Origin of the sequence: Streptomyces djakartensis (assembly GCF_014651075.1) — a bacterium.
Classification (GTDB): Bacteria; Actinomycetota; Actinomycetes; order Streptomycetales; family Streptomycetaceae; genus Streptomyces; species Streptomyces djakartensis.
Genome location: NZ_BMWE01000010.1, coordinates 186048 through 210804 on the forward strand (window position 1 = coordinate 186048; position 24757 = coordinate 210804).

At 70.8% G+C, this 24757-nt stretch carries 25 protein-coding genes; 9 read left to right on the top strand and 16 right to left on the bottom strand.

Annotated features, from left to right (window positions below):
* Positions 1-116: 116 nt before the first annotated feature.
* The 5 genes from rlmB to IE212_RS19090 form a co-directional block, all read right to left on the bottom strand.
* Positions 117-1058 (bottom strand): 23S rRNA (guanosine(2251)-2'-O)-methyltransferase RlmB, encoded by a 942-nt coding sequence (gene rlmB / locus IE212_RS19070; protein WP_190199083.1) that lies wholly within the window; start codon positions 1056-1058, stop codon positions 117-119.
* A 94-nt stretch (positions 1059-1152) separates the two neighbouring features.
* Positions 1153-2550, bottom strand: a complete 1398-nt coding sequence (gene cysS / locus IE212_RS19075) for a cysteine--tRNA ligase (protein ID WP_190199084.1) — start codon at positions 2548-2550, stop codon at positions 1153-1155.
* A gap of 138 nt (positions 2551-2688) precedes the next feature.
* On the bottom strand, positions 2689-3183 hold the full coding sequence (gene ispF, locus IE212_RS19080) for a 2-C-methyl-D-erythritol 2,4-cyclodiphosphate synthase (protein WP_190199085.1): 495 nt from the start codon (positions 3181-3183) through the stop codon (positions 2689-2691).
* On the bottom strand, positions 3173-3937 hold the full coding sequence (gene ispD / locus IE212_RS19085) for a 2-C-methyl-D-erythritol 4-phosphate cytidylyltransferase (protein WP_190199086.1): 765 nt from the start codon (positions 3935-3937) through the stop codon (positions 3173-3175). Before ispD ends, ispF begins: the two co-directional genes overlap by 11 nt.
* Positions 3938-4234: 297 nt before the next feature.
* Positions 4235-4717, bottom strand: coding sequence for a CarD family transcriptional regulator (locus IE212_RS19090; RefSeq protein ID WP_003953493.1), 483 nt, complete (start codon positions 4715-4717; stop codon positions 4235-4237).
* Positions 4718-5294: 577 nt separating this feature from the next.
* Between IE212_RS19090 and IE212_RS19095 the strand changes: the two genes are divergently transcribed.
* Positions 5295-5981: a copper chaperone PCu(A)C domain-containing protein gene (locus IE212_RS19095; RefSeq protein ID WP_190199087.1), complete on the top strand. Its 687-nt coding sequence runs from the start codon at positions 5295-5297 to the stop codon at positions 5979-5981.
* An 89-nt stretch (positions 5982-6070) separates the two neighbouring features.
* Here IE212_RS19095 and phoP read toward each other — a convergent pair whose 3' ends face one another.
* The gene (gene phoP, locus IE212_RS19100) at positions 6071-6742 is read right to left on the bottom strand and encodes a two-component system response regulator PhoP (protein ID WP_020271862.1); all 672 of its coding nucleotides are present in this window, start codon (positions 6740-6742) and stop codon (positions 6071-6073) included.
* 5 nt (positions 6743-6747) lie between these two features.
* On the bottom strand, positions 6748-8091 hold the full coding sequence (gene phoR / locus IE212_RS19105) for a two-component system sensor histidine kinase PhoR (RefSeq protein ID WP_190199088.1): 1344 nt from the start codon (positions 8089-8091) through the stop codon (positions 6748-6750).
* A gap of 268 nt (positions 8092-8359) precedes the next feature.
* Here phoR and phoU point away from each other — a divergent pair, with 268 nt between their 5' ends.
* From phoU to IE212_RS19120, 3 genes are all read left to right on the top strand, one after another.
* Positions 8360-9061, top strand: a complete 702-nt coding sequence (phoU, locus tag IE212_RS19110; protein ID WP_190199196.1) for a phosphate signaling complex protein PhoU — start codon at positions 8360-8362, stop codon at positions 9059-9061.
* A 432-nt stretch (positions 9062-9493) separates the two neighbouring features.
* On the top strand, positions 9494-9745 hold the full coding sequence (locus IE212_RS19115; protein ID WP_190199089.1) for an SCO4226 family nickel-binding protein: 252 nt from the start codon (positions 9494-9496) through the stop codon (positions 9743-9745).
* 237 nt (positions 9746-9982) lie between these two features.
* Positions 9983-10309 carry a carboxymuconolactone decarboxylase family protein gene (locus IE212_RS19120; protein ID WP_190199090.1) on the top strand — a complete coding sequence of 109 codons (327 nt, stop codon included), beginning with the start codon at positions 9983-9985 and terminating at the stop codon, positions 10307-10309.
* Positions 10310-10394: 85 nt separating this feature from the next.
* Here IE212_RS19120 and IE212_RS19125 read toward each other — a convergent pair whose 3' ends face one another.
* Positions 10395-11663 carry an MDR family MFS transporter gene (locus IE212_RS19125; protein WP_190199091.1) on the bottom strand — a complete coding sequence of 423 codons (1269 nt, stop codon included), beginning with the start codon at positions 11661-11663 and terminating at the stop codon, positions 10395-10397.
* 153 nt (positions 11664-11816) lie between these two features.
* Here IE212_RS19125 and IE212_RS19130 point away from each other — a divergent pair, with 153 nt between their 5' ends.
* Positions 11817-12578 carry a phosphoglyceromutase gene (locus IE212_RS19130; protein WP_190199092.1) on the top strand — a complete coding sequence of 254 codons (762 nt, stop codon included), beginning with the start codon at positions 11817-11819 and terminating at the stop codon, positions 12576-12578.
* Positions 12579-12685: 107 nt separating this feature from the next.
* Here IE212_RS19130 and IE212_RS19135 read toward each other — a convergent pair whose 3' ends face one another.
* A complete protein-coding gene (locus IE212_RS19135) occupies positions 12686-13021 on the bottom strand; it encodes a hypothetical protein (protein ID WP_190199093.1) in 336 nt (111 codons plus the stop codon).
* A gap of 223 nt (positions 13022-13244) precedes the next feature.
* Here IE212_RS19135 and IE212_RS19140 point away from each other — a divergent pair, with 223 nt between their 5' ends.
* On the top strand, positions 13245-15017 hold the full coding sequence (locus IE212_RS19140) for a hydroxysqualene dehydroxylase (protein WP_190199094.1): 1773 nt from the start codon (positions 13245-13247) through the stop codon (positions 15015-15017).
* Between the two features lie 82 nt (positions 15018-15099).
* Here the strand turns inward: IE212_RS19140 and IE212_RS19145 are convergent, their stop codons facing one another.
* Positions 15100-17787, bottom strand: coding sequence for a SpoIIE family protein phosphatase (locus IE212_RS19145; RefSeq protein ID WP_190199095.1), 2688 nt, complete (start codon positions 17785-17787; stop codon positions 15100-15102).
* A gap of 174 nt (positions 17788-17961) precedes the next feature.
* Between IE212_RS19145 and IE212_RS19150 the strand changes: the two genes are divergently transcribed.
* On the top strand, positions 17962-19014 hold the full coding sequence (locus IE212_RS19150) for a PP2C family protein-serine/threonine phosphatase (RefSeq protein ID WP_190199197.1): 1053 nt from the start codon (positions 17962-17964) through the stop codon (positions 19012-19014).
* A gap of 16 nt (positions 19015-19030) precedes the next feature.
* Here IE212_RS19150 and IE212_RS19155 read toward each other — a convergent pair whose 3' ends face one another.
* Positions 19031-19297, bottom strand: a complete 267-nt coding sequence (locus IE212_RS19155; protein WP_373301410.1) for a helix-turn-helix domain-containing protein — start codon at positions 19295-19297, stop codon at positions 19031-19033.
* Between the two features lie 150 nt (positions 19298-19447).
* The gene (locus tag IE212_RS19160; protein WP_190199096.1) at positions 19448-20011 is read right to left on the bottom strand and encodes a dihydrofolate reductase family protein; all 564 of its coding nucleotides are present in this window, start codon (positions 20009-20011) and stop codon (positions 19448-19450) included.
* Positions 20012-20136: 125 nt separating this feature from the next.
* Here IE212_RS19160 and IE212_RS19165 point away from each other — a divergent pair, with 125 nt between their 5' ends.
* Complete coding sequence (locus IE212_RS19165) at positions 20137-20556, top strand: nuclear transport factor 2 family protein (protein WP_190199097.1); 420 nt, start codon at positions 20137-20139, stop codon at positions 20554-20556.
* A gap of 87 nt (positions 20557-20643) precedes the next feature.
* Here the strand turns inward: IE212_RS19165 and IE212_RS19170 are convergent, their stop codons facing one another.
* A complete protein-coding gene (locus IE212_RS19170) occupies positions 20644-21369 on the bottom strand; it encodes a YqeB family protein (RefSeq protein WP_229864434.1) in 726 nt (241 codons plus the stop codon).
* 69 nt (positions 21370-21438) lie between these two features.
* Positions 21439-21885, bottom strand: a complete 447-nt coding sequence (locus IE212_RS19175; protein WP_190199098.1) for a DUF2000 domain-containing protein — start codon at positions 21883-21885, stop codon at positions 21439-21441.
* 49 nt (positions 21886-21934) lie between these two features.
* On the opposite strand from IE212_RS19175, the gene IE212_RS19180 reads away from it, so the two are divergent.
* Positions 21935-22774 (top strand): helix-turn-helix domain-containing protein, encoded by an 840-nt coding sequence (locus IE212_RS19180; protein ID WP_190199099.1) that lies wholly within the window; start codon positions 21935-21937, stop codon positions 22772-22774.
* On the opposite strand, the gene IE212_RS19185 is transcribed toward IE212_RS19180, so the two are convergent.
* Together IE212_RS19185 and mshA are read right to left on the bottom strand one after the other, a co-directional pair.
* Positions 22771-23289, bottom strand: a complete 519-nt coding sequence (locus IE212_RS19185) for a type III secretion system chaperone family protein (protein WP_190199100.1) — start codon at positions 23287-23289, stop codon at positions 22771-22773. The two genes, IE212_RS19180 and IE212_RS19185, sit on opposite strands and share 4 nt — an antisense overlap.
* The gene (gene mshA, locus IE212_RS19190) at positions 23282-24619 is read right to left on the bottom strand and encodes a D-inositol-3-phosphate glycosyltransferase (RefSeq protein WP_190199101.1); all 1338 of its coding nucleotides are present in this window, start codon (positions 24617-24619) and stop codon (positions 23282-23284) included. Before mshA ends, IE212_RS19185 begins: the two co-directional genes overlap by 8 nt.
* Positions 24620-24757: the final 138 nt, after the last annotated feature.

A 24757-nucleotide genomic window follows, 5' to 3' on the forward strand; every position in this document is an offset into this window, starting at 1 on the left:
CGTCGGGATAGGACACTGCCTTGACCCGCCGGAAGTGTCCGGACCCCGTCAAGCTTGCCCTTGTCGCCCCGACGTCCTCGGAATTAGCCCGTAAGGGTGAGGTGGAGGACGCCTGTTCAGCGGCGCCGGCGGGCCGCCTCGTACAGCACGATGCCCGCCGCCACACCGGCGTTGAGCGACTCGGCGCCGCCCGGCATCGGGATCCGCACCCGGAAGTCGCAGGTCTCCCCGACCAGCCGGGACAGCCCCTTGCCCTCACTGCCGACGACGATGACGACCGGACCGTCCAGCGCCTGAAGCTCACCGATCTCGGACTCGCCGTCCGCGGCCAGGCCGACGACCACGATGCCGGCCTTCTTGTAGGCCTCAAGGGCGCGGGTGAGGTTGGTGGCGCGGGCCACCGGGGTGCGGGCCGCCGTACCGGCGGACGTCTTCCAGGCACCGGCTGTCATGCCCGCCGCACGGCGCTCGGGGACGACCACGCCGTGGCCGCCGAACGCGGAGACGGAGCGGACGACAGCGCCGAGGTTGCGCGGGTCGGTGACGCCGTCGAGGGCGACGATCAGCGGGTCCTCACCGTCGTCGTAGGCGGCGGACGCCAGGTCCTCGGGGTGCGCGTACTCGTACGGCGGGACCTGCAGGACCAGGCCCTGGTGGTTGAGGCCGTTGGTCATGCGGTCCAGCTCGGGACGCGGGGCCTCCATGAGGTTGATGCCGCCGCGCTCGGCGGCGACCTGGAGGGCCTCGCGCACCCGCTCGTCGTTGTCGATGAACTGCTGGACGTAGAGGGTGGAGGCCGGGACGCCCTCGCGCAGCGCCTCGAGCACCGGGTTGCGTCCGACGACCAGCTCGGACGTGCCCTTGCCGCCGCGGCCGCGGGCCGTGGGTCGGCGCACGGCCTGCTTGGCCTTGGCGTTGGCGACGCGGTTCTTCTTGTGCCCCTTGCGCATCTCGGCGGGCGGGGTGGGGCCCTTGCCTTCCAGGCCCCGGCGCCGCTGGCCGCCACTGCCGACCTGCGCGCCCTTCTTGCCGGACATGCGGCGGTTGTTTGCGGCCATGACCTACCTGTCTGTGTGAGCGTTCGTACGTACGTCTATGCAGTGTGCCGCCCGAAGGCCCGGGCGGCACAATCGATCACCGGTGGCACCGGCCTCAGCGGGGGCCGAGACTCCAGCGCGGGCCCTGCGGGCTGTCCTCGATGACCAGGCCGGACTGGCTCAGCTGGTCGCGGATGGCGTCCGCGGTCGGCCAGTCCTTGCGGGCCCGGGCGGCCTCGCGCTGGTCGAGGACCATGCGCACGAGCGTGTCGACCACGCCGTGCAGGTCCTCGCCGCGGTCGTTCTCCCCGGCCCAGTGGGGGTCGAGCGGGTCCAGGCCCAGGACCGCGAGCATGGCGCGGACCTCGGCGAGCCGGGCCACCGCGGCTTCCTTGTCGTCGGCGGCCAGCGCGCTGTTGCCCTGCCGGACCGTGGTGTGCACGACGGCCAGCGCCTGCGGCACGCCCAGGTCGTCGTCCATGGCCTCGGCGAAGGCGAGCGGCACCTCGGGGGCGGGTTCGACGGCGCCGGCCTTCTCGACCACGCGCTGCACGAAGCCCTCGATCCGCGCGAACGCCGACTCGGCCTCGCGCAGGGCCTCCTCGCTGTACTCGATCATCGAGCGGTAGTGCGGGGTGCCGAGGTAGTAGCGCAGCACGATGGGCCGCCAGCGCTTGACCATCTCGCTGACCAGGACCGAGTTGCCGAGCGACTTGGACATCTTCTCGCCGCTCATGGTGACCCAGGCGTTGTGCACCCAGTACTGGGCGAAGTCGTCGCCGTAGGCCTTGGCCTGCGCGATCTCGTTCTCGTGGTGCGGGAAGATCAGGTCCAGGCCGCCGCCGTGGATGTCGAAGGCGGTGCCCAGGTACTTGTGCGCCATCGCCGAGCACTCCAGGTGCCAGCCGGGGCGGCCCCGGCCCCACGGCGTCTCCCAACTGGGCTCCCCCGGCTTCGCCGCCTTCCACATGGCGAAGTCGCGGGGGTCGCGCTTGCCGGTCTCGCCGGCGCCGGAGGGCTGCTGGAGGTTGTCCAGCTCCTGGTTGGACAGCTGCAGGTACTCGGGCAAGGAGCGCACGTCGAAGTAGACGTTGCCGTCGGCCTCGTAGGCGTGCCCGCGCTCGATGAGGCCGCGCATCATCTCGACCATCTCGGTCACGTGCCCGGTGGCACGCGGCTCGTAGGTGGGCGGCAGGCAGCCGAGCGCGTGGTAGCCGTCGTTGAACGCGCGCTCGTTCTCGTAGCCGATGGCCCACCAGGGGCGGTTCTGGTCGGCCGACTTGGCGATGATCTTGTCGTCGATGTCCGTGACGTTCCGCACGAACGTGACGTCGTAGCCGCGGTACTCGAACCAGCGGCGCAGGATGTCGAAGTTCAGGCCGGAGCGGATGTGCCCGATGTGCGGGGCCGCCTGCACGGTGGCGCCGCACAGGTAGATCGAGACACAGCCCGGGATGAGCGGGGTGAAGTCACGGATCTGCCGGGCGCTGGTGTCGTACAGGCGAATAGTCACGGGACCAGGGTAGTAGGCGGTGGGGGGTGCGTGGGGCAGTGCCCGCGTTGTCGGGTGCGGGTTGTGGGGGCTGATCGCGCCCGCGCGGCGGAGCCGCATGTCACAGACGGCCCCGCGCCCCCGAAAAGGCCGGACCGGTCACCGCACCTTCACGACCAAGGCCGTTGCCACCGCCATGAGGCCCTCGTCGCGGCCCGGGAAGCCCAGGCCGTCCGTGGTCGCCCCCGATACCGACACCGGTGCTCCGGCCGCCTCCGACAAGAGCTTCTGCGCCTCGTCGCGGCGTTTCCCGATCTTCGGCCTCGGGCCCACCACCTGTACGGCGATGTTGCCGATGCGGAATCCGGCCTCGCGGACGATGCGGGCGGCCTCCGTCAGGAGCGTGACGCCGGACGCGCCCGACCATTCGGGCCGCCCCGTGCCGAAGTGCTGTCCGAGGTCACCCAGTCCGGCCGCGGAGAAGAGCGCGTTGCAGGCGGCGTGCGCGACGACGTCCGCGTCGGAGTGGCCGGCCAGGCCCGGGCCCTCGCCCTCCCACTTCAGGCCGGCGCACCACAGCTCGCGGCCTTCCTCGAAGGCGTGGATGTCGGTGCCGATGCCGACCTGGGGCAGCGGGAACTCGTCAGAAGCCATCGTTGAGCCTCCTGCGGGCCAGGACCGCCTCGGCGAGGACCAGGTCCAGCGGGCGGGTGACCTTGAAGGCCTCCTCGTGGCCGGGGACGGCGACGACCGTGAGGCCGAGCTGTTCGACCATGCCGGCGTCGTCGGTGACGTCCCCGGTGACCGTCCGGTGTGCGCGTACCAGTGTCTCCCGGTCGAAGCCCTGCGGCGTCTGCACCGCCCGCAGCCGCGCGCGCTCCGGTGTGGCGACGACCGGCTCGGGCTCGCCGGGCGCCCGGGCGGGCTCGACCTGCTTGACGGTGTCGGCGAGCGGCAGCGCCGGGACCACGGCGGGGGCGCCCTCGCGGACGGCCTCGATCACGGCGTCGACGGTGTCCACCGGCACCAGCGGCCGGGCCGCGTCGTGCACCAGCACGATGTCGTGGCCTGGCGGCAGCGCGTCCAGGCCGAGCCTCACGGACTCCTGGCGGCTCTGCCCGCCCGGTACGACGACGAAGTCGGTCCGCTCGGGCAGCGCGTGCGCGTCGAGCAGGGACCTGACCTCGGCGGCGCCCTCCGGGGGTGCCACGACGACGACCAGGGAGACCGCACGGGAGGCCGCCATGGCGCGGACCGCGTGGATGAGCATGGGGGTGCCGCCCAGCGCGCGGAGCGCCTTGGGGGCGCCCGGGCCGAGCCGTACACCACGGCCTGCGGCCGGGATCACCGCCGCCGTGCGGGCCGCCGGGGGGCCGGCCGGTGGCGAGGGACGCGAATCGTCAGACATCGGTTCCTGTCAGGTTTGTGTGCTGGCCTGGCGTGGGTATGGCCTGGAGGAGTGCCGGGCGCGACGCGCTCGACCGGACCCTTCCGTGACGCTGGTCGAGCCGGCTGCCCGGGCCCGGCACGCCAAGTACCGGATCGTGAGTGATAACACATCCGGCGTGGACGGCGCATTCGGCGTCCGGGTACGAACATGCCGCAGCGCCCGGCGACAGAAGAATCGTCATCGGGCACCGCGGCATTTCGATGTGCGGAGCTGATCAGCGTTGATCAGCAGAGTGCTGAGCGACGGGTTTTCGCCTCAGGAGGCGAGAACCTCGTCGAGCAGAGCCTCCGCCTTGTCCTCGTTGGTGTTTTCCGCGAGGGCGAGCTCGCTCACCAAAATCTGGCGGGCCTTGGCGAGCATGCGCTTCTCACCTGCGGAGAGTCCGCGCTCACGCTCACGACGCCACAGGTCACGCACTACTTCCGCGACCTTGATGACATCACCGGACGCGAGCTTCTCCAGGTTTGCCTTGTACCGACGGGACCAGTTCGTGGGCTCCTCGGCGTACGGTGCGCGCAGCACCTCGAAGACCCGGTCCAGCCCGTCCTGACCGACCACATCACGCACGCCGACGAACTCCGCATTGTCCGCTGGCACACGCACCGTCAGGTCGCCCTGGGCGACCTTCAGCACCAAGTAGGTCTTGTCCACGCCTTTGATCTGACGAGTTTCGATAGCCTCGATCAGCGCGGCCCCGTGATGGGGATAGACCACGGTGTCGCCAACCTTGAACGTCATGTGACAGGTACCCCTTCCGTGGCTATCCAGGGTAACACGGATACTGCGGGTTCTGAATGGCGTTTTCGCAGGTCAGGGCATATCTCGGGGCTTGACAACTCCGACAGGAACGTGCTTCGGACAGGGAGTGGAAGAAGGTATTCGCAGGTCGGAGCGGCTCTCCGGGGCGAAAGAAACGCGTACGTTACACGCATCCGGGACCCCGCCCAACGGGCGAAAGATCCACATATGTCCGGTTCCGTGTGATCGACTTCCGCTACTCCGTTCGGCGGCCACGGTCCGGCTTCCGGCCGAATCCGGAATTGATCACGACACGGTGCCGGGAGCCCCCGGTGATCAATTCCCGGGGGGCCGCGCATTCCTTCACGGAAAATCTGCGCCGCCGTCCCGGCTCTTATCCGAATGCCGCACGGGCACCCGCCAATGCGGTGCCGGGGCAGTTGTACACGGGTGGGATCCCAGGTGCCGGGGGGTCGGGTGCGGCCGTGCGGGGACGGCTCGGTAACCTGAGGCACGCTGACAGACACTTAGGGCGGCTTCATGGCCGCTCCGCTCGAGTCAAGGAGTTGCCGCCGCCGTGAGCAGCAGCCTTCGACGCGGCGCCCTCGCCGCGGCCGCCATCGCGTTCTCGATCGCCTCGCTCGCCGCGTGCGGTGCCGGCAACGACGCCCAGACCCTGCAGATCAAGCCGGACAACGCGGCGACGAGCGTCGGCGACATCAAGATCCAGAACGCCGTCGTGATCACGCAGCCCGACCTCGAGTCGACCGGCCCGGCCGCGATCTCCGCCACCTTCTTCAACTCCGGCGGCACCGCCGAGACGCTGGAGTCCATCACCCTCCCCGGCACGGGCAAGAAGGCCGAGCTCAAGCCCGCCGAGGGCGGCAGCCTGAGCATTCCGGCCGGCGGTTCGCTGGTCCTCGGCGGCAAGGACAACGCCACGGCCATGCTGCCGAGCAGCCGCGAGGCCGTCCAGGACGGCAACGCCCAGAAGGTCACCTTCACCTTCAGCAAGACCGGTGACGTGAGCCTGAAGGCGTTCGTCGTCCCCGCCGAGCACTACTTCAAGGAGTGGGGCCCGGCCGAGGTCCCGGCCGCGCCGGGCGCGTCGGGCACTCCGTCCGGCTCCCCGGCCGAGGGCGCCTCTGAATCGCCGGCCGGCACGGAGAGCCCAGAGGGCGGCGAGGCACCGGGCGGCCACGAGTCGTCGGCCACGCCGACCGACGCGGCCTCCGCGAGCGCGCCGGGCGACGCCGGTCACTGAGCCGTCGAGCGACGGGAAAGGGCGGGGCCCCCTCGGAGGGGTCCCGCCCTTTCCCGTCGCCGTCGTACGTCGCGTCGTGCGGCGTCGGCCTACGGCTCGAACTTGTAGCCGAGACCGCGGACCGTCACCAGGTAGCGCGGGGCGCCCGGGTCCGGCTCGATCTTGGCGCGCAGGCGCTTGACGTGGACGTCGAGGGTCTTGGTGTCACCGACGTAGTCGGCACCCCAGACGCGGTCGATGAGCTGCATGCGGGTCAGGACGCGGCCGGCGTTGCGCAGCAGCATCTCCAGCAGGTCGAACTCCTTCAGCGGCAGGTCGATCTTGGTGCCGCCGACGGTGACCACGTGCCGGTCCACGTCCATCCGGACCGGGCCGGCCTCCAGCGCCGCCGGGGTCACCTCCTCCGGCTCGCCGCGGCGACGCAGCACGGCCCGGATCCGGGCGACCAGCTCGCGCGAGGAGAACGGCTTGGTGACGTAGTCGTCGGCGCCTATCTCCAGCCCGACGACCTTGTCGATCTCGCTGTCCTTGGCGGTCACCATGATGACGGGGACGTTGGAGCGGCCGCGCAGCTGGCGGCAGACCTCCGTGCCCGGCAGGCCGGGCAGCATCAGGTCGAGGAGGACGAGGTCGGCGCCGTTGCGCTCGAACTCGTCGAGTCCGTCGGGCCCGGTGGTCGCGACGGCGACCTCGAAGCCCTCCTTGCGGAGCATGTACGACAGGGCGTCGGAGAAGGACTCCTCGTCCTCGACGACGAGCACACGGGTCACGGAAGGACCTCCGGGGCGGGAAGCGTTTCGTACGCGTTCGATTCGGGGGATTGAGGGGTGGACCGCCCGGCCTCGTCGTCGAGGCCCGCGCTCCCTGCGCGTTCGTCCCGGGCGGGCTGCTGATGTCCGCGGTCGCGGGCCGCACCGGCCTCCGGCAGCCGCAGGGTGAAGGTGGATCCCTGGCCTTCGGCGCTCCACACCGTGACCTCCCCGCCGTGCGAGGCGGCCACGTGCTTCACGATCGCCAGTCCCAGTCCCGTACCGCCGGTGGCACGGGAGCGGGCCGGGTCGACGCGGTAGAAGCGCTCGAAGATGCGCTCCTTGTCCTTGTCGGAGATGCCGATGCCCTGGTCGGTGACGGCGATCTCGATGTGTTCGCCGCCGGGGGCGTTCACCCTGCGGGCCGCTATGCCGACGCGGGTGCGGGCGGGCGAGTAGTTGACCGCGTTCTCGACGAGGTTGCCGAGCGCGGCGGCGAGCTGGCCGCGGTTTCCCCACACGTGCAGGCCGGCGGTTCCGCCCGCCTGCCGCCCGCCACGGCTCTGATCGGGCCCTTCGGGCGTCCACACATTCGAGGTCATGGTGATCTGCTTGGTACCGGCCTGGTGGCGGCAGCGGTCGATGGCCTCGGCGACCAGTTCGTCGACCCGGACGGGCTCGGCGTCCTCCAGCGGGTCGTCGTTCTGCACCCGCGACAGGTCGATGAGCTCCTGCACCAGGCTGGTGAGCCGGGTGGCCTCGATCTGCATGCGCCCGGCGAACCGCTGCACGGCCTCGGGGTCGTCGGAGGCGTCCATGACGGCCTCGGAGAGCAGCGAGAGGGCGCCGACCGGTGTCTTCAGCTCATGGCTCACGTTGGCGACGAAGTCGCGGCGGACCGCCTCTATGCGGCGGGCCTCGGTCAGGTCCTCCACGAGCAGCAGCACCAGCCGGGAGCCGAGCGGCGCGACCCGCGCGGAGACGGCCAGGGCCTCTCCGCGACCGGTGCCGCGCCGTGGCAGGTCCAGCTCGACCTGGCGTATCTCCCCGTCGCGCCGGGTGTCCCGGGCCATCTGCAGCATCGGCTCGACGGCGAGCTTGCCGCCGCGGACCAGGCCGAGGGCGTACGCCGCCGAGCTGGCCTTGACCACGGCGTCCGCCTCGTCGAGTACGACGGCGGAGGACCTGAGGACCGACAGGACGGTGTCCACGCCCGGTGGCAGCACCGGATCCATGTGCAGGGAGGCCCGTGTGGGGCGTTTCTGCTCGCGCTCGCTCCAGCGGAACGCCAGCATGGCGATGACGCCGGTGAGCACCCCGGCGATCGCTGCCGCTGCGGCGACCGCCGCGTTCACGTCCATGCACCCAGGTTAGGCATGGGCCGGGCACCCGCCACAGCCGTCGGACGGCGAGCTCGAACACTCGTCGCCCAGAGTTCACCTTGGAGCCAGTACTGGTTCATTTGGGATGCCGGAAACGGACGCGTACGGGGCGGAACGTGGGAGCGTGGGGTGCGGACCGTTGGTGACACGACGGTCGTACCGCTGGTTCTCCGGTGGGCGTGCCGCCGGCCGCCCGGCGGTACCCGGCCCTTGAACCCCCGACATGAACGCACGAGAGGGACACCTGATGCGGGACGCGTACCACGAGGAACTGGACTCGATCAGCGACAGTCTGGTGGAAATGGCCCGGCTGGTCGGGTCGGCGATCGGACGCGCCACGACCGCCATCCTCGACTCCGACCTGAAGCTGGCCGAGAACGTCATCGAGGCCGACCAGAGGGTCGACGACCTCCAGCACGAACTGGAGGCCCGGGCCATAGCCCTGCTGGCGCGGCAGCAGCCGGTGGCGACGGACCTGCGGATCGTCGTCACGTCGCTGCGCATGTCGGCCGACCTGGAGCGCTCCGGTGACCTCGCCCAGCACGTGGCGAAGCTCGCGCGCCTGCGCTACCCGGAGCGCGCGGTCCCGAGCGACCTGCACGCCACCATCCTGGAGATGGGCCAGCTCGCCCAGCGCCTGATGGCCAAGGCCGCCGAAGTGATCATCACCAAGGACGTCGACCTCGCGCTCCAGCTGGAGCAGGACGACGACGAGATGGACCTGCTGCACCGCACCCTCTTCCAGCACCTGATGGACGACCGCTGGAAGCACGGCATCGAGACGGCCGTGGACGTCACGCTGCTGGGCCGCTACTACGAGCGCTTCGCCGACCACGCGGTCTCCGTCGCCAAGCGGGTGGTGTACCTGGTGACGGGCGAGCACGCCGACGAGCTCCAGGCGGACGTGCAGCCGGAGATCCAGGCGGTGACGGGGCCGGAGAACGCCTGATCGGACCGGGTGGGATTCGGCCGGGACTCCGCTGGGCGCGCGGGCGCCTCAGTGCGCCGTTGATGCGCCCAGCGGAACGGGCGTCCAATGGGCACAGGCACCAGCCCGAGGAGGGACCCATGGCCGATTCCCCCAGCTTCACGCCCGACCCCACGCGGCAGACCGAGACCGAGCAGCCCGCCGAGATCAGGAGCCTGCCCCTGATCGCCGCGTGCGGCTGCGGCTCGGGCTGCGGCTGCGGGTGTCAGTCGGGCAGCCCTTGCCAGTGCGGCTGACGCCGGCACCCGCGCACGACCCTCGGCAGTGGCAGGGCTCCGGTGCTTCGCCGCCGGGGCCCTGCCCGCCGTGCTGTGGTCGCCTCCGTGCCCGTACGGGCGGACCATGGAGGTACGGAAGGCATGCAGCGCCGTAGTGGGAAGGAGGCGCTGGGTCATGGCCAAGTTCATGGACGTCCACCACAGCATGAAGGGCATCACGGAGGAGCAGCTGCGTGAGGCCCACAACGCGGACCTCGCCATAGAGGGAGACGAGCGGGTCCACTTCGAGAGGGCCTGGGCGGACCCGGAGTCCGGCCTCGTCTACTGCCTGTCGGAGGCCCCCTCGGCGGAGGCGGTCCAGCGCATTCACGAACGCGCCGGACACAAGGCGGACGAGATCCATCCGGTGCCGCTGGTCGTGCAGTGAATTTTCCGTCTCCCTGAGTGGAGGGAGATTCCCGGCTCGGACTGCCTCCTGGAGCGGTGCTCCAGGAGGTCTGGTCAACGTTCTTGTCCACGCGTGCGCGGTTCGCCCGGACGGTTCCCCCGGCGGGCGATCCCCGGCAAGCGAACCTACGGTCGAGCCGAGGGCGCCGCGTCGAACGGACCGCACACGCCGCGACGCCCGTCGACTCTCCCCCCGACCGACAGGAGACGCCTCGTTATGGCCACTGCATCCGACACCCCGGTACTGGACACCATCGCCGCGATGACGGTCGACTCGGTCGAACGGTGCGGGTTGGCCCCGGACACGTTCATGCTCACCCGTATCGCGGCCCTGGCCGCTTCGGACGCCCCGCCGATCTCGTACATCGCCCACATCGACCCCGCCGTCCAGGCCGGTCTGACCGCCGAGCAGGTGCAGGACGTCCTCGTCGCCATCGCCCCGATCGTGGGCACCGCCCGCGTCATGACGGCGGCGGGCAACATCGCCAAGGCCCTCGGCATCACGATCGCCGTCGCCGACGCCGAGGCCGAGCGCCGAGCCTGAGGACGTCACCCACGCCCCGCGGCCGCCGGTCGCGCCCGCCACTGACGCCGGGCGCGACCGGCGGCCGCCGCGCCTCCGGCTCGGCTCAGCCCGCGCCGACCTCCGGCTGCGACCGCACGCCCAGGTCGGGCTCGACCACCGCCGCCCCCTCATCCGGCAGCCGCCGCATCAGCACCCCGTACCCGAGTCCGGCCACCGTGCCCACCACCGCGCACAGCCCCCACAGCCACCGCGCGCCCAACCGGTCGATGACGACCCCGGACAGCAGCGGGGCGACCAGGGCCGCGACCGACCACGACATGGTGTACATGCCCTGGTAGCGCCCACGGCCGTGCAGCGGGGACAGCCGGACGACGAGGCCCGTCTGCGTCGGCGCGTTGACGATCTCCGCCAGTGTCCACACGCACACCGTGAGGGCGATGACGCCGACCGACCCGGCGAAGGCGGTCAGCCCGAAGCCGTACCCCGCGAGGACGGACGAGACGACGAGCAGCCGCCGCGGATCCAGGTGCTCGATGAAGCGCGTGACCGGGATCTGGAGGACGACGATCAGCACGCCGTTGACGGCGATCGCCATGCCGTACTCGGCCGGCGTGAACCCAGCCTCGCCCATCGCCACCGGCAGCCCCACCGACCCCTGCTGGAAGATCAGCGCGACGAGGAAGGACAGCCCGACGACGCTCATGAAGCGCCCGTCGCGCAGCACGGTGCCGAGGCTGACGGAGTCGTCCCGGGCGGTCGTGCTCGCGGCCTCGGCGGGCTTGGACTCCGGCAGCTTCAGGAAGACGACGATCGCGCAGACCATCGTCATCCCCGCCTCGATCAGGAACCCGGCGGCGTAGCTGGCCTCGGCGATGAACCCGGCGGCCACGGAGGAGACCGCGAAGCCGAGGTTGATGGCCCAGTAGTTGAGGGAGAAGGCGCGGATACGGTCCTGGGGCCGCACGATGTCCGCCATCATCGCCTGCACGGCCGGCCGCGACGCGTTGCTCGCCGCGCCGACCAGGAAGGCGACGCCGGCGATCGCGACCGGGTCCCGCACGAAGCCGAGCAGCGCGACGGACACGGCGGTGGACGCCTGCGCGATCAGCAGCGTCGGCCGCCTGCCCAACCGGTCGGCCATCACTCCGCCGCCCAGCGAGGAGACGACACCACCGAGGCCGTGCAGGGCGGCGACCAGACCGGCGTACGTGGCGGAGTAGCCGCGATCGAGTGTCAGGTACAGCGCCATGAAGGTGGCGACGAAGGCGCCGAGCCGGTTGACCAGCGTGCTGGTCCACAGCCACCAGAACTCACGGGGAAGCCCTGAGACGGTCTCCTGGACGGCACGTCGGGCACGCACGGCGTACGGCATGGAATCCCCCGGAAGCGATGTAAGCGGCGCAGGCAGTAGCCGCACATTACGATTCGGCGCTTGCCGGGGGCCACTCGATTAACAGGACCCGTCAAACGTCCGCCTGCCGGGCAGCCACGCGAACGGGCGAATGCGTGGATTACGCTCTGGGGCATGGCCGACGCACCGTACAAGCTGATCCTCCTCCGCCACGGCGAGAGCGAGTGGAACGCGAAGAACCTGTTCACCGGCTGGGTGGACGTGAACCTCAACGAGAAGGGCGAGAAGGAGGCAGTCCGCGGTGGCGAGCTCCTGAAGGACGCCGATCTCCTCCCCGACGTGGTCCACACCTCCCTCCAGAAGCGCGCGATCCGCACGGCCCAGCTGGCCCTGGAGGCCGCTGACCGCCACTGGATCCCGGTCCACCGCAGCTGGCGCCTCAACGAGCGCCACTACGGCGCCCTCCAGGGCAAGGACAAGGCCCAGACGCTCGCCGAGTTCGGCGAGGAGCAGTTCATGCTGTGGCGCCGTTCGTACGACACCCCGCCGCCGCCGCTGGACGTCGACGCCGAGTACTCCCAGTTCTCCGACCCGCGCTACGCGACCCTCCCGCCGGAGCTGCGCCCGCGCACCGAGTGCCTGAAGGACGTCGTCGTCCGCATGCTCCCGTACTGGTTCGACGGCATCGTCCCGGACCTGCTGACGGGCAGGACGGTCCTGGTCGCGGCCCACGGCAACTCGCTGCGCGCCCTGGTCAAGCACCTGGACGGCATCTCCGACGCGGACATCGCGGGCCTCAACATCCCGACGGGCATCCCGCTGTCCTACCAGCTCGACGCCGACTTTAAGCCGCTGAACCCGGGCGGCACGTACCTGGACCCCGAGGCGGCCGCGGCGGCCATCGAGGCGGTCAAGAACCAGGGCAAGAAGAAGTAGCAGACACACCCGAATGAGCCCCCTACCTGCAGTTTTCCTGCCAGGAGGGGGCTCTTCGATGCGCCTGGGCCCTGCCTGGGCCGTCAGGTCCCGGGCTTGGGCAGGGATCACTCCGGGTGGGCCGCTGCCTCCTTCTGCAGTTCCACCGCCGCCAGCAGGCTCAGTTTCGGCTCCGCCTGGCGCAGCGCCTTCACCGCCGCGACTGAGGCTATGTCCCCCGTGAAGCCGACGGCTGCCAGCCGGGAGCGCACCCAGCGGGCACGCAGCTGGGTTTCGGTGGCGGCGGCGGTGGACTCGACGAGTGAAGCGGCGAGCTCCAGGCCCGGGCGTTCCTCGGGTGAGGCTTCGAGCAGCGCCTGACGCAGGGCCGACGCGATCACGTCCGCATCCCGGACGAGCAGCACGAAGTCGTGCTTCTTGTTCAGTCCCGCAATTCCTGTCATGCGAGTCATCGTGATGGTCAATTTCTCTACCTGCCAAGCGGCTTGAGGAACCTCAGAGGCTCGGTCCGGGGCGGCCCTACAGGTCGTGCGTACTTCCAACGCGAACGCGCCATATTCGAGGGCATGCCCATGTCAGTCACGCCCATGCCTTCCGCGTCGAGCGGTGCTCCCTTAGGCTCCCCCGCCGGGCCGCAGGCGTTACCGACGGTAAGGGAGACCGGTCATGGGGCGAACGGGCAGCACGCGACGCACCTTTGTCGTGGGGGCCGCGGTCACAGGCGGGGCGGTGGCGCTGGGCACCGGCGCGGCGGCTTCAGCGGCACCGGTAAAGGGGCGACAGCAGGCCGTCGCCGTGCTCGGCGGTGGCGTCGCGGGGCTGACCGCGGCGCATGAACTCGCCGAGCGGGGCTTCGCGGTGACCGTCTACGAGCGCCGGGCGCTCGGCGGCAAGGCCCGCTCCATGGACGTACCGGACAGCGCGAAGGGAAACCGCAAGCCACTGCCCGCGGAGCACGGGTTCCGCTTCATCCCGGGGATCTACCACAACCTCCCCGACACGATGCGGCGCATCCCCTTTCCCGGGAACGCAGGCGGCGTCTGGGACAACCTGATCGCACCCAAGGAGATGATGTTCGCGCGGAACGACGGCCGCGAGGATCTGCGGATACCCATCCCCGGGGAGAAGAAGCCCGCCGAGCTCACCCTCGACGACATCAGACGCGCCCTCACCGGTCTTCTGGAGACGGGATTCAACCTTCCTCTCCATGAGATCGCGTACTTCGTGAACCGCGCCGTCGTCTTCCTGACCAGTTGCGACGCGCGCCGCAACTCCACCTGGGAAGCCGTCCCTTGGTGGACTTTCGTACGCGCCGGGCAGATGTCCAAGGAGTACCAGCGCATCCTCGCGATCGGCGTCACCCGCAACATCGTCGCCACCAAGGCCGAGGAGGCCAGCACCCGCACGGTCGGCACCCTCGGCGAGGCCTTCGTTTTCAACGCGCTCGGCCGGGGGGCGGACGGCCCACCCGACCGGATCCTCAACGCACCCACCAATGAGGCCTGGATCGACCCCTGGGTGGCTCATCTCACTTCCCTGGGCGTGAAGTTCCGTATCGGCTGGACCGTGCACGAGGTGAGGCTGGGCGGAGACGGGCGGGTCTCCGAGGCCGTCATCGAGGATGCGGACGGCGTCCGTCGCTCCATAACCGCCGATCACTATGTCTCCGCCATGCCGGTGGAGCACGCGCGGCGCACCTGGAGTGCCGGATTACGCGCCGCCGACCCACAGTTGGCACGCTGCGACAAGCTGCGGACGGACTGGATGACGGGCCTTCAGTTCTACCTGACCGAGACGCCGCCCGTGGTACAGGGCCACTTCAACTGCATCGACTCGCCATGGTCGCTGACTGCGATCGCCCAGGCCCGGCACTGGCCAGGGCGTGACTTCGCCGCCGACTACGGCGACGGCGTGGCCAAGGAGTGTCTGTCGGTGGATATCTCCGAGTGGGACAAGCCCGGCGTTCTGTACGGCAAAACAGCCAAACAGTGCACCCGCGAAGAGGTCGCACGCGAGGTGTGGGCACAGCTCAAGGACGCACTCAACGACACCGGCAAGACAGTGCTGCGCGACGGCACGCTGCACTCGTGGTTCCTGGACCCCGGAGTGGACGGGATCGGCACCCCGCACCCGACCAACCAGGACGAGCTGCTGATCCACCCCGTGGGCACGCTGCACAACCGCCCTTCGGCCAGGACCACGGTCCCGAACTTCTTCCTGTCCGGGGATTACGTCGCCGTGGACATCGACCTCGCCACCATGGAGGGCGCGAACGCCTCGGCCCGTCAGGCGGTCAATGCCCTTCTGGATCAGGCAGGTTCGAGTGCGCCGCGCTGCACAGTCACCCCGCTGTTCAGGCCGCCGGAGCTCGAGAGCCTCAAGCGCCACGACCACTTCCGCTTCAAGGCCGGCCTGCCGAACGCGTTCGACCTGGGGTGATCCAGTCACACCCTCACGAGTAGAAGCCGGCCCAGCACTCGTCATGGCCGCAGACGAAGTCGCCTGGAAGGAGGGGGCTTCTTCATGCGTCCGGGGCGCCTTCCGGCAAGGCCTGTTCGGCCCAGATCACCTTGCCCTGCGGGGTGTACCGGGTGCCCCAGCGCTCAGCCATCTGCGACACCAGGAACAGGCCCCGGCCGCCCTCGTCCGTCGTCGCGGCGTACCGCAGATGCGGTGAGGTGCTGCTGCCGTCGGCCACCTCGCAGATCAGCGCACGGTCGCGGATCAGCCGCACGTGGATCGGCCCGGCGCCGTAGCGGATGGCGTTGGTGATGAGCTCGCTCAGGATGAGCTCCATGGTGAAGCCGAACTCCGACAGGCCCCATGCCTCGAGCTTCTGGGACACGGCGTCGCGCATACCCGAGACGGCGGCGGGGTCCGGTGGTACGTCCCAGTCGGCGATCCGGTCGGGCGGCAGTTGCCGCGTGCGGGCGACGAGCAGGGCGACGTCGTCCTTGGGGCGCCCGGGGAGCACACGGTCCAGCACGTCCTGGCAGGTCTCCTCGGGCGGCCGGCCGGGATGGCCGGTGAGCGCCTCGCGCAGCAGCTCCATCCCCACGTCCAGGTCGCGCCTGCGGTCCTCGATGAGGCCGTCGGTGTACAGGACGAGCTGGGTTCCCTCGGCGAGGCACAGCTCCGCGGTCTGGAAGGGCATGCCGCCGAGGCCCAGGGGCGGGCCGGCGGGCAGGTCCGGGAAAGTGACGGTTCCGTCGGGCCGTACCAGGGCGGGCGCCAGATGCCCCGCCCGCGCCATGACGTAGCGGCGCGTCACGGGGTCGTAGATCCCGTACAGGCAGGTGGCGCCCACGACGCCCGCCGCGCTCTCGGCCGTCTCGTTCTGGTCGATGCTGCCGACCAGGTCGTCCAGATGGCTCAGCAGCTCGTCGGGGGGCAGGTCGAGGGCGGAGAAGTTGTGCACCGCGGTGCGCAGCCGTCCCATCGTGGCGGCGGCGTGGAGGCCGTGGCCGACCACATCGCCGACGGCCAGTGCCACCCGGCTGCCCGGCATGGGAATGACGTCGAACCAGTCTCCGCCCACGCCCGACTGTGCGGGGAGGTAGCGGTAGGCGATGTCGAGGGCGTTCTGCTCGGGCATGGCCTGCGGCAGCAGGCTGCGCTGCAGGGTGACCGCCAGGGCGTGCTCCCGGGTGTAGCGGCGGGCGTTGTCGATGCTGATCGCGGCGCGGGCCACCAGCTCCTCGGCCAGCGACACGTCCTCGTCGTTGAACCGCTCATGCTGCCCCGTGCGCCAGAAGCTGGCCATGCCCAGCACGACGCCACGGGCCTGGATGGGGGCGGTGATGAGGGAGCGGATGCCGTAGTCGATGATCGCCTTGGCCCGCTCCGGGTCCTGCACGCGCCAGCCCGTGGCGGACGGCAGATCGCTCACCAGCTGGGAGCGGCCGCTGCCGTAGCCGCGCGCCTGCGGCGTGGAGGGGAGGTAGTCGAAAAGCCGGCCCTGCTCGGAGAGCGGATGGTTGTCCGCGATGCCGGAGACGGCCGCGCGCCGCATGTGGGTCGCCGTGGGGGCCGGCTCCTCGCCGTGCAGGACGGCGTCGGCCAGATCCACGGTGACGAAGTCCGCGAAGCGGGGAATGGGGACGCGCGCCAGCTCGTCGGCGGTGCGCAGCACGTCCAGGGTGGTACCGATGTGGAGTCCGGCGTCGTACAGCAGCCTGAGCCGCTCCCGGGCCACCTCCGCCCTGCCCGTCACCGCCTGCAGCTCGGTGGAGTCGCGTAGCGTCACCACCGTTTCCTGGGGGCCTTCCGCGCGCCCCGTGGGTCGCTGGTTGACCGCGATCAGCCGCTCCCCCGTGAGGTGCACCTCGTCGGTGGCCTCGCGCCCGGAGGCCAGCAGCGCCTTCATCTCGGGATCGAGGCCCGGCAGCTCCGAGACGAGCCGCCCCTCGATGTCCGGGGGCAGTTCCAGCAGTCGTCTGGCCTCGTCGTTCGCCAGCATCAGCCGCCCGTCGGCGGACACGATCAGCACCCCTTCGCGAACGGAGTGGAGCACTGTGTCGTGGTGTTCGTACATCAGGTCCATCTCGTCCGGGGCGAGGCTGTGCGTCTGCCGCCGCAGCCGCCTTCCCACCAGCGCTGTCACACCCGTGGACAGCACGAGCGCACCGGCCCCGGCGCCCAGGACGATCGGCAGTTGCCTGGTCAACTGACTTTCGACGTTCTTGACCTTCATCCCGGCCGAGACGAGGGCCACCACCTTGCTGTCCACGTTCTTGATCGGGACGGTGGCCTGCACCTCGCGGCCGAGCGGGCCGTCGACGCTCTCCACGAAGACCTTCCCGGCCAGCGACGGCTCGATCTCGCCGACGAACCGCTTTCCGATGCGGTCCGGCAGGGGGTGCGTGTACCGGATGCCCTTGGTGTCCATGACCACGATGAAGTCCACGTCGGCGGCCCGGCGTGCCGCCTCGGTGAGCGGCTGGAGAATCCTGCTCGGGTCCGGGGTCCGCAATGCCGCGAGGACGCCTGGCGAGTGCGCGAAGGTCTGTGCCACGGCCGTGGAGCGACGCTTGGCCTCGGCGCTGGTGTCACGCTCCGACTGCAGGATGAGAGCGATGACGCCGCAGGCTACGAGCAGCACCACCAGTGCCACCTGGAAGACCATCACCTGCCCGGCTACGCTCCGCGTGCTCTTGCTGATCAGGCGATTGACCGACAGGCGTTGAAGACGGGCGAAAAGACTCGCCATGTGACCTTTGTAACACCGGTGATCCCGAGGGGCCAGGGGCGGCCCGATCCTTCCAGGCCCGGCACCCGATATGGCCACTATGGTCGATATGATGATTTTGTGGTCACGTCTGAACGGCTGTGGCGCCGCCGTCCCGCCTACCGCGGTCGATGGGAAGCTGCCCGGCTGTCACCCCTGGTCCTGACCGTCGTCATCGCCGCCCTGGCGTTCTCCACACCCAGGGAGATCGCCTTCAGCCGCCTGCTGCCGGCCGCGCCCGCCCTCGCGGCCGCGATGTGGCCCGTGGTCCCGACGGTGTTGCTGGGGGCGTTCTGCCTGCTGCTCATGATCGTCCTCAGCTTCTTCTACGCCGATCTGGGGACGCCCTACACATCCGCCGCGATCATCGCGGTCACCTTGGCGGCCGCGTACGGAAGTCATGTCCGGCTTCAGCGGGAGGAGGCGCTCTTCCAGATCCGGCTCGTCGCCGACGCGGCCCAGACGGTGCTGCTGCGCCCGCTGCCGCGCCGCATCGGGGGCGTCGAGATCGAATCGCTGTATCTGGCGGCCCAGGAACAGGCCAGGATCGGTGGCGACTTCTACGAGGCGATCGGCACACCGCACGGGGTCCGGCTGCTCATCGGCGACGTACGGGGCAAGGGCCTGTCCGCCGTGGGGGCGGCCGCGGCGGTGATCAGCTGCTTCCGGGAGGCCGCCTACGACGAGCCCGACCTGCAGGGCATCATCCACCGCCTGGAGACCAGCGTCATACGCCACAGCGCCGCGTTTCCCGTCCAGGACCAGTCCGAGCACTTCGCCACCGCTCTCCTCGCCGAGATCCCGCACGGCGGCGACCGGCTGCTGCTTCTCAACTGCGGGCATCCCCCGCCGCTGATCGCGCGTGACGGGAAGGTCCGGGTCCTGGAGCCGACCATCCCCTCCCCGCCCCTCAATCTCGCCTCGCTCATCGGCGACCGCTACTGGGTCGACATGGTCGCCTTCGCCCCGGGTGAGGAGCTGCTGCTCTACACGGACGGCGTATCGGAGGCCCGGGACCACACGGGCCGGTTCTTCCCGTTGCCGGACTGGATGCGGCGGCGGGACCGGGAGCACCCCCGCGAGCTGCTCGACCAGCTGCACCGGGATCTGCTGCGGCACAGCGAGGGAAGACTCGAGGACGACATCGCGGCCCTCGCTCTGAGGCGCACCACCGCGCAGAGCCTGGGAGCCGTCGGAGCCGGCGACTGAACAGCGGCCCCATGGATCACTGACGCCCCTGGCTCCGCGCCGGCCGCCGCGACCGGCCTTCCGGCGCCGCGGGAGACGGGTCACTTCGCGGGGTGCCCACCGTCTCACGGAACGTGATCGGGGTCCGGCCGGTGGGGTGGTTGGTGGAAGTACCTGTGCGGTAGTGGAAGTACCTGCTGAAGTGGTTCGCGCCGGAGAAGCCGAGGCGGCCGGCGATGCGGGCGGCGCTCCGGTCGCTGTCGGCCAGGAGGCGCTTGGCCTCCTGGCCGGCGCGGCGGTCGATGAATTCCTTCGGCGCCGATACCGGCGGCGGCGAGCGTCGCGCGGGAGAGGGTGCGGGCCGAGCAGCCCAGCGGGAACGTCCTTCCGGCTCGTCCCGCCCACCTCCGGGAACGACAACACCGTGTTCTGAGCGGGAGCGCGGAACGAGCCGCTAGCGCGCCACGCGGTAGCGGAGGTAGACGACTCCCGAGTTGAAGGTGCGGGTCTCGACGAGTTCGAGATCCACCCGGCGCTCGCGGTGGGGAAAGTACGGGATGCCGCCGCCGACGAGCACCGGGTGGACCATGACCCGGTACTCGTCGATCAGGCCCGACGCGGCCGCCTCGGCGGCGAGGGTAGCGCCGCCGATCGCGATGTCGCCCTCCCCCGGCTCGGCTCGCAACCGCTCGATCTCCTCCGCGAGGCCGCCGGAGGCCAGACGGGCATGACCCCGCACCGCCGACAGCGTGGTCGAGAAGACCACCTTCGGGAGCGGCTTCCACAGCGCTGCCCACTCGAGCTCCGCGTCGTCGAGCGATTGATCCTGCTCGGCGGTCTCCCAGTACAGCATCGTCTCGTACAGCCGCCGGCCCAGCAGGTGGACACCGACCCCTCGGATCTCGTCGATCCAGAAGCGGAAGACGTCCTCGTCGGGCACCGTCCAGCCGAAGTCGCCGTCCGGCCCGACGATGTAGCCGTCGAGCGAGACGCCCATCGAATAGGTCACGCTGCGCATCAGAAGCCCTCCTCGGTGACGAATCCGACAGTACGGGCACCGAAGCGCGGAGAGAGGGAGAAGCGCGGGCTTCCTTACCCCTGAAGTAATCGACGCTCCCGCCGTGTCACGGCAAGCTGGGCCTCATGACGCAGACCACCACCGCGGAAGCCACCCGCGCCACCGTTCAGAAGTTCCTCGAACTCCGGCTCGCCGGGGACACGGAGGGACTCACCGCGCTCTTCGCCGACGAAGTCGACTGGGTGCTCGCCGAGAACCCCGGGGTGCCGTGGATCCGGCCCCGGTCGACCGCCGCCGAATGCGCCGCGCAAGGCGCCGAGTTGATGCGGTACACGGTGCCGGAGGATGCCCGTGCGTCCGTCGACGCCTTCCTCGTCGACGGCGCTGACGCCGTCCTGATGGGGCACCTCTCGGGGACGGTACGGGCGACGGGGAAGTCCTTCGAGGGGCCGTTCGCGCTGCGGCTCACCGTCGAGGACGGGCGGATCACCCGGCACCACCTCTACGAGAACAGCCTGTCGATCGCCGAGGCCTGCGCCCCGTGACCGCGCCCCGCTGACCGGGGCACGGTCGCGGGGACCCGCCCGGATTCCAGCCGCCGGTGCCGACCGCGCGGGCTCCGCGCCGGAACGTCAGTCCCGCCGCACCAGACGCCAGTACTGCCGCTTCTCCTCGTCCCGTACGACCACCCCGAGCCGCAGCAGCTCGCCCCGCAACTCCCGGGCGTCCGCGGCGTCGTCGTGTTTCCGGGCCCGTGCGCGTGCGCTCAGCAGGGCGTCAGCGCCCTCGGGCAGTCCGGGGGTGCCGGGGACCCAGCGGCGGAACTCGGCGCGGTACGGGTCCTCCTCCACCCACGCGTAGCCGTGCGCCTCCAGGGCCTCCGCGAGGCGCTGCCAGGGCAGGCCGCAGCGTTCCCTCGCCAGTTCCAGGCTGCCGGGCCCGAGCAGGACGAGGTGCTTGCCGTCCCGGAACAGCACGGAGATCTCCTCGCGGGCGAACTGCTGGGAACCGTCCCTGATGGTGAGGGTCACATGGGTGGCGGAAACGCCGACCGACAGCGAATCGTGCACCGCCGTGAAACCGAGCAACAGGCCGCCGAGGGCGCCCACGGCGACCGTGCCGAGGGTGAGGGCGGGTTCCGGGACCGACGTCAGCAGTTCGGCCGGCCCTTCGAGCGGCGCCCACGGCAGGGTGAGCAGCCAGCGGGCGAGGAGCGGCAGCAGCGCGCCGCCGACGGCACCACAGGCCACGCAGAAGAGCACGATGGCCCACGCCGGTTCCGCGAGCTCTGTGGCCCGGTCCGTCGGCGGAGGCGGAACGGGCGTCTTCCCCATGGGGACCTTCCTGGCTTCCTCCATGGCACGAGTCTCGGGAAGGGCCGTCCGCCCTGTCATCAGCCGTTGGTCTACAGGCCACCGACTTTGGTCTCAGGGATGCATCCGCGCCCCCTTCACCACCTTGTCCACCGCGTTCCTCGGGCCGTAGACCGCGAGGCCGGCCAGATCGAGCTCCGCCGTGGGCACCGCCCGTACGGCCGCGCGGTTGTCACGGTCGTTGCCCGTGGCGAACAGATCGGAGGTGAAGAGCGCGCGGGGCAGCGACCGGGACAGGGCGCGGGCGTGGGCCGTGGTCAGGGTCTCCTTCGCGGCCTCGAAGACCAGGACCGGCTGGCGGAACATCGGCAGGTAGGGCACGCCGTCCGCGTCCTCGTACGGTTCGCCGATCACCTCGGGGATCTGCGTTCCCAGGCCGCTGACCAGGAACGACGTCACGTTGAGGCGTTGCCAGGGCTCGAGGTCGTCGCGCAGCAGTACGGCGATCTTCGTGTCGAAGCGGATCGGTTCCGCCGCCGGCGGTTCGGTGTGCGTGTTCATGATCCGAGCGTGCCCGGCAGCCCTCGCCGGGGTCTTGTACGTTCTTTGCATGGCCTCACAGCCCGCCCGGGTCGTCTCCGCCTGGCGGCCCGCGGTCCCGGGTGTCGTCGAGGTCTTCCATGCCCGTTTCACCGGGTACGCGTATCCGATGCACGTCCACGAGGCCTGGACGCTGCTGATCGTCGACACCGGCGCCGTGCGGTACGACCTCGACCGGCATGAGCACGGCACCCCGCACGACACCGTGTCGCTGCTGCCGCCGCACGTGCCGCACAACGGCTCCCCCGTCACCCCGGAGGGCTTTGGCAAGCGGGTGCTGTATCTCGACGGGACGTATCTCGGTGACGAGCTGATCGGGGCCGCCGTCGACCGGCCCGATCTGCGTGATCCGCTGCTGCGGCGGCGCGTGGGGCAGGTGCACCGCGCGCTGGTGCGGCCCGGTGAGGAGCTGGAGGCGGAGAGCAGGCTGTTGTTCGTCGGAGAGCGGTTGCGCGGGCATCTGCGGGGTGACTCCGTGGCCCCTCGGCCGGCCGATCCCGTACTCGCGCGCCGGTTGCGCGAGTTGCTGGACGAGCGGGTCGTCGAGGGTGTCGGGCTGCGGGAGGCGGCCGGACTCGTGGGAGCCCATCCCGCCCACCTGGTACGGGCGTTCAGTGCCGCGTACGGCATCGCCCCGCACCAGTATCTGACGTCCCTGCGGGTGGGCCGCGCCCGGCGGCTGCTGCTGGACGGGCGGTCACCGAGCGAGGTGGCGGTGGCGACCGGGTTCTACGACCAGGCCCATCTCACCCGGCACTTCAGGAAGCTGGTGGGTGTGCCGCCAGGGCGTTACCGAGGGGCTTTCCGGGGCGGGCACAGTGAAAGGACCCCTGAGGGGGTGTCCCCCTAGCGCTCCGGGCGTTGCGTCAGGTGGGCGAAGGCGTCCAGGTTGCGGGTGGACTCGCCCCGGGAGGTCCGCCACTCGTACTCCTTGCGGATCGCGGAGGCGAAGCCGAGTTCCAGGAGGGTGTTGAAGCTGCCGTCCGCGGCTTCCAGCACCTGGCCGAGCAGGCGGTCGATCTCGTCCGCGGTGACGGCGGACAGGGGAAGCCTGCTGGTGACGTAGACGTCGCCGTGCCGGTCGACGGCGTAACTCACGCCGTACAGCTTGAGGTTGCGCTCCAGGAGCCAGCGGTGGACGGCCTGCTCGTTCTCGTCGGGGTGGCGGATGACGAAGGCGTTCAGCGAGAGGGAGTGCCGGCCGACGATCAGGGAGACCGTCGTCTTGAGCTTGCGCGTGCCGGGCAGCTGCGCGACGTAGGCGCCGGGCTCCGGGCTCTCCCACTCCAGGTCCGCGTCCTTCAGCGCGCTTTCGATGACCTGTGCCGCCGTCTTTTCCGCTTCCGTCTTCGCCGCGTCACCCATGGTGCGAGCGTACGCGACGGCGGTGCGCCTGCATCGCGGCCGTGTAGACGTCCGCCGTGGCGGCGGCCGCGGTGTCCCAGCCGAAGGACTGGGCGTGCCGGGCGGCCTGCGCGCCGAGCCGGGGCGACAGGTGCGGGTCGTCGGCGAAGCGGCCCAGCACCCGCGCGTAGTGGGCGGGGTCGTGGCCCTGCACGAGGAAGCCGGTGTGTCCGTCGCGCACGGCGACCGGCAGTCCGCCGACCGATGCCGCCAGCACCGGGGTGCCGGCCGCCTGTGCCTCTATGGCGACCAGGCCGAAGGACTCGCTGTAGGAGGGCATGACCAGGAGAGAGGCGGCGCGGAACCAGTCCGCGAGCTGGTCCTGGCCGACCGGCGGGTGGAACCGCACGACGTCCGCGATGCCGAGCCGGGCGGCCAGCTTCTGCAGGCCCTCGGGCTTGGCGAGGCCGCTGCCGCTGGGGCCGCCGACGACGGGGACGAGGATGCGCGAGCGCAGCTCGGGGCGCTCGTCGAGGAGGACGGCGACGGCCCGCAGCAGCACGTCCGGTGCCTTCAGGGGCTGGATGCGGCCCGCGAAGAGCGGGATGAGGGCGTCCCCCGGCAGGCCGAGACGGGCCCGGGCGGCGGCGCGGCCGTCGGCGGGCGAGAAGCGGTCGAGGTTCACGCCGGGGTGGACCACGGCGACCTTGTCGGTGTCGGCCGCGTAGTGCCGTACGAGTTCGTCGGCCTCTTCGGTGGTGTTGGCGATGAGGCGGTCGGCCGCGGCGACGATCTGGGTCTCGCCGATGACGCGGGCGGCCGGTTCGGGGGTGTCGCCGGCGGCCAGGTTGGCGTTCTTGACCTTGGCCATGGTGTGCATGGCGTGCACCAGGGGGACGCCCCAGCGCTGGGCGGCGAGCCAGCCGACGTGGCCGGAGAGCCAGTAGTGGGAGTGCACCAGGTCGTAGTGGCCGGGGCGGTGGCCCGCCCAGGCCTGCATGACGCCGTGCGTGAAGGCGCAGAGCTGGGCGGGGAGGTCCTCCTTGTTGAGGCCCTCGTAGGGTCCCGCGTCGATGTGCCGGACGAGGACGCCGGGGGCCAGTTCGACGGTGGGCGGAAGGGCGGCGGCGGTCGCGCGCGTGAAGATCTCGACCTCGACGTTGATCGCGGCGAGGCGCTGCGCGAGCTCCACGATGTAGACGTTCATGCCGCCGGCGTCTCCGGTGCCCGGCTGGTGGAGCGGCGAGGTGTGCACGGAGAGCATGGCCACCCGGCGGGGCCTGCGGTGCAGCCTCAGGCGCGCGGGAGCCGACGCGGAGCGCCGCCCGAGCCTGCCGATGTAGTGGCTCACGTGGCGTTCCTCCTCGCTTCGGGCATGCCTTCCGCAGGGCGCACGTGCCCTCCAGGGGTGGAACACCGGAACGTGGCACTCCATTTCCCCCTTCGCGACTTTTACCGAATCATTACCGCCCCTCGCTCAGCCGTTCGA

Coding starts and splice junctions, on each gene's coding strand:
- rlmB (WP_190199083.1), bottom strand. CDS start 1,058: ATGGCCGCAAACAACCGCCGCATGTCCGGCAAGAAGGGCGCGCAGGTC.
- ispF (WP_190199085.1), bottom strand. CDS start 3,183: ATGGCTTCTGACGAGTTCCCGCTGCCCCAGGTCGGCATCGGCACCGAC.
- ispD (WP_190199086.1), bottom strand. CDS start 3,937: ATGTCTGACGATTCGCGTCCCTCGCCACCGGCCGGCCCCCCGGCGGCC.
- IE212_RS19090 (WP_003953493.1), bottom strand. CDS start 4,717: ATGACGTTCAAGGTTGGCGACACCGTGGTCTATCCCCATCACGGGGCC.
- phoR (WP_190199088.1), bottom strand. CDS start 8,091: ATGGACGTGAACGCGGCGGTCGCCGCAGCGGCAGCGATCGCCGGGGTG.
- phoU (WP_190199196.1), top strand. CDS start 8,360: ATGCGGGACGCGTACCACGAGGAACTGGACTCGATCAGCGACAGTCTG.
- IE212_RS19115 (WP_190199089.1), top strand. CDS start 9,494: ATGGCCAAGTTCATGGACGTCCACCACAGCATGAAGGGCATCACGGAG.
- IE212_RS19120 (WP_190199090.1), top strand. CDS start 9,983: ATGGCCACTGCATCCGACACCCCGGTACTGGACACCATCGCCGCGATG.
- IE212_RS19125 (WP_190199091.1), bottom strand. CDS start 11,663: ATGCCGTACGCCGTGCGTGCCCGACGTGCCGTCCAGGAGACCGTCTCA.
- IE212_RS19130 (WP_190199092.1), top strand. CDS start 11,817: ATGGCCGACGCACCGTACAAGCTGATCCTCCTCCGCCACGGCGAGAGC.
- IE212_RS19135 (WP_190199093.1), bottom strand. CDS start 13,021: ATGACAGGAATTGCGGGACTGAACAAGAAGCACGACTTCGTGCTGCTC.
- IE212_RS19140 (WP_190199094.1), top strand. CDS start 13,245: ATGGGGCGAACGGGCAGCACGCGACGCACCTTTGTCGTGGGGGCCGCG.
- IE212_RS19145 (WP_190199095.1), bottom strand. CDS start 17,787: ATGGCGAGTCTTTTCGCCCGTCTTCAACGCCTGTCGGTCAATCGCCTG.
- IE212_RS19160 (WP_190199096.1), bottom strand. CDS start 20,011: ATGCGCAGCGTGACCTATTCGATGGGCGTCTCGCTCGACGGCTACATC.
- IE212_RS19165 (WP_190199097.1), top strand. CDS start 20,137: ATGACGCAGACCACCACCGCGGAAGCCACCCGCGCCACCGTTCAGAAG.
- IE212_RS19170 (WP_229864434.1), bottom strand. CDS start 21,369: ATGGAGGAAGCCAGGAAGGTCCCCATGGGGAAGACGCCCGTTCCGCCT.
- IE212_RS19175 (WP_190199098.1), bottom strand. CDS start 21,885: ATGAACACGCACACCGAACCGCCGGCGGCGGAACCGATCCGCTTCGAC.
- IE212_RS19180 (WP_190199099.1), top strand. CDS start 21,935: ATGGCCTCACAGCCCGCCCGGGTCGTCTCCGCCTGGCGGCCCGCGGTC.
- IE212_RS19185 (WP_190199100.1), bottom strand. CDS start 23,289: ATGGGTGACGCGGCGAAGACGGAAGCGGAAAAGACGGCGGCACAGGTC.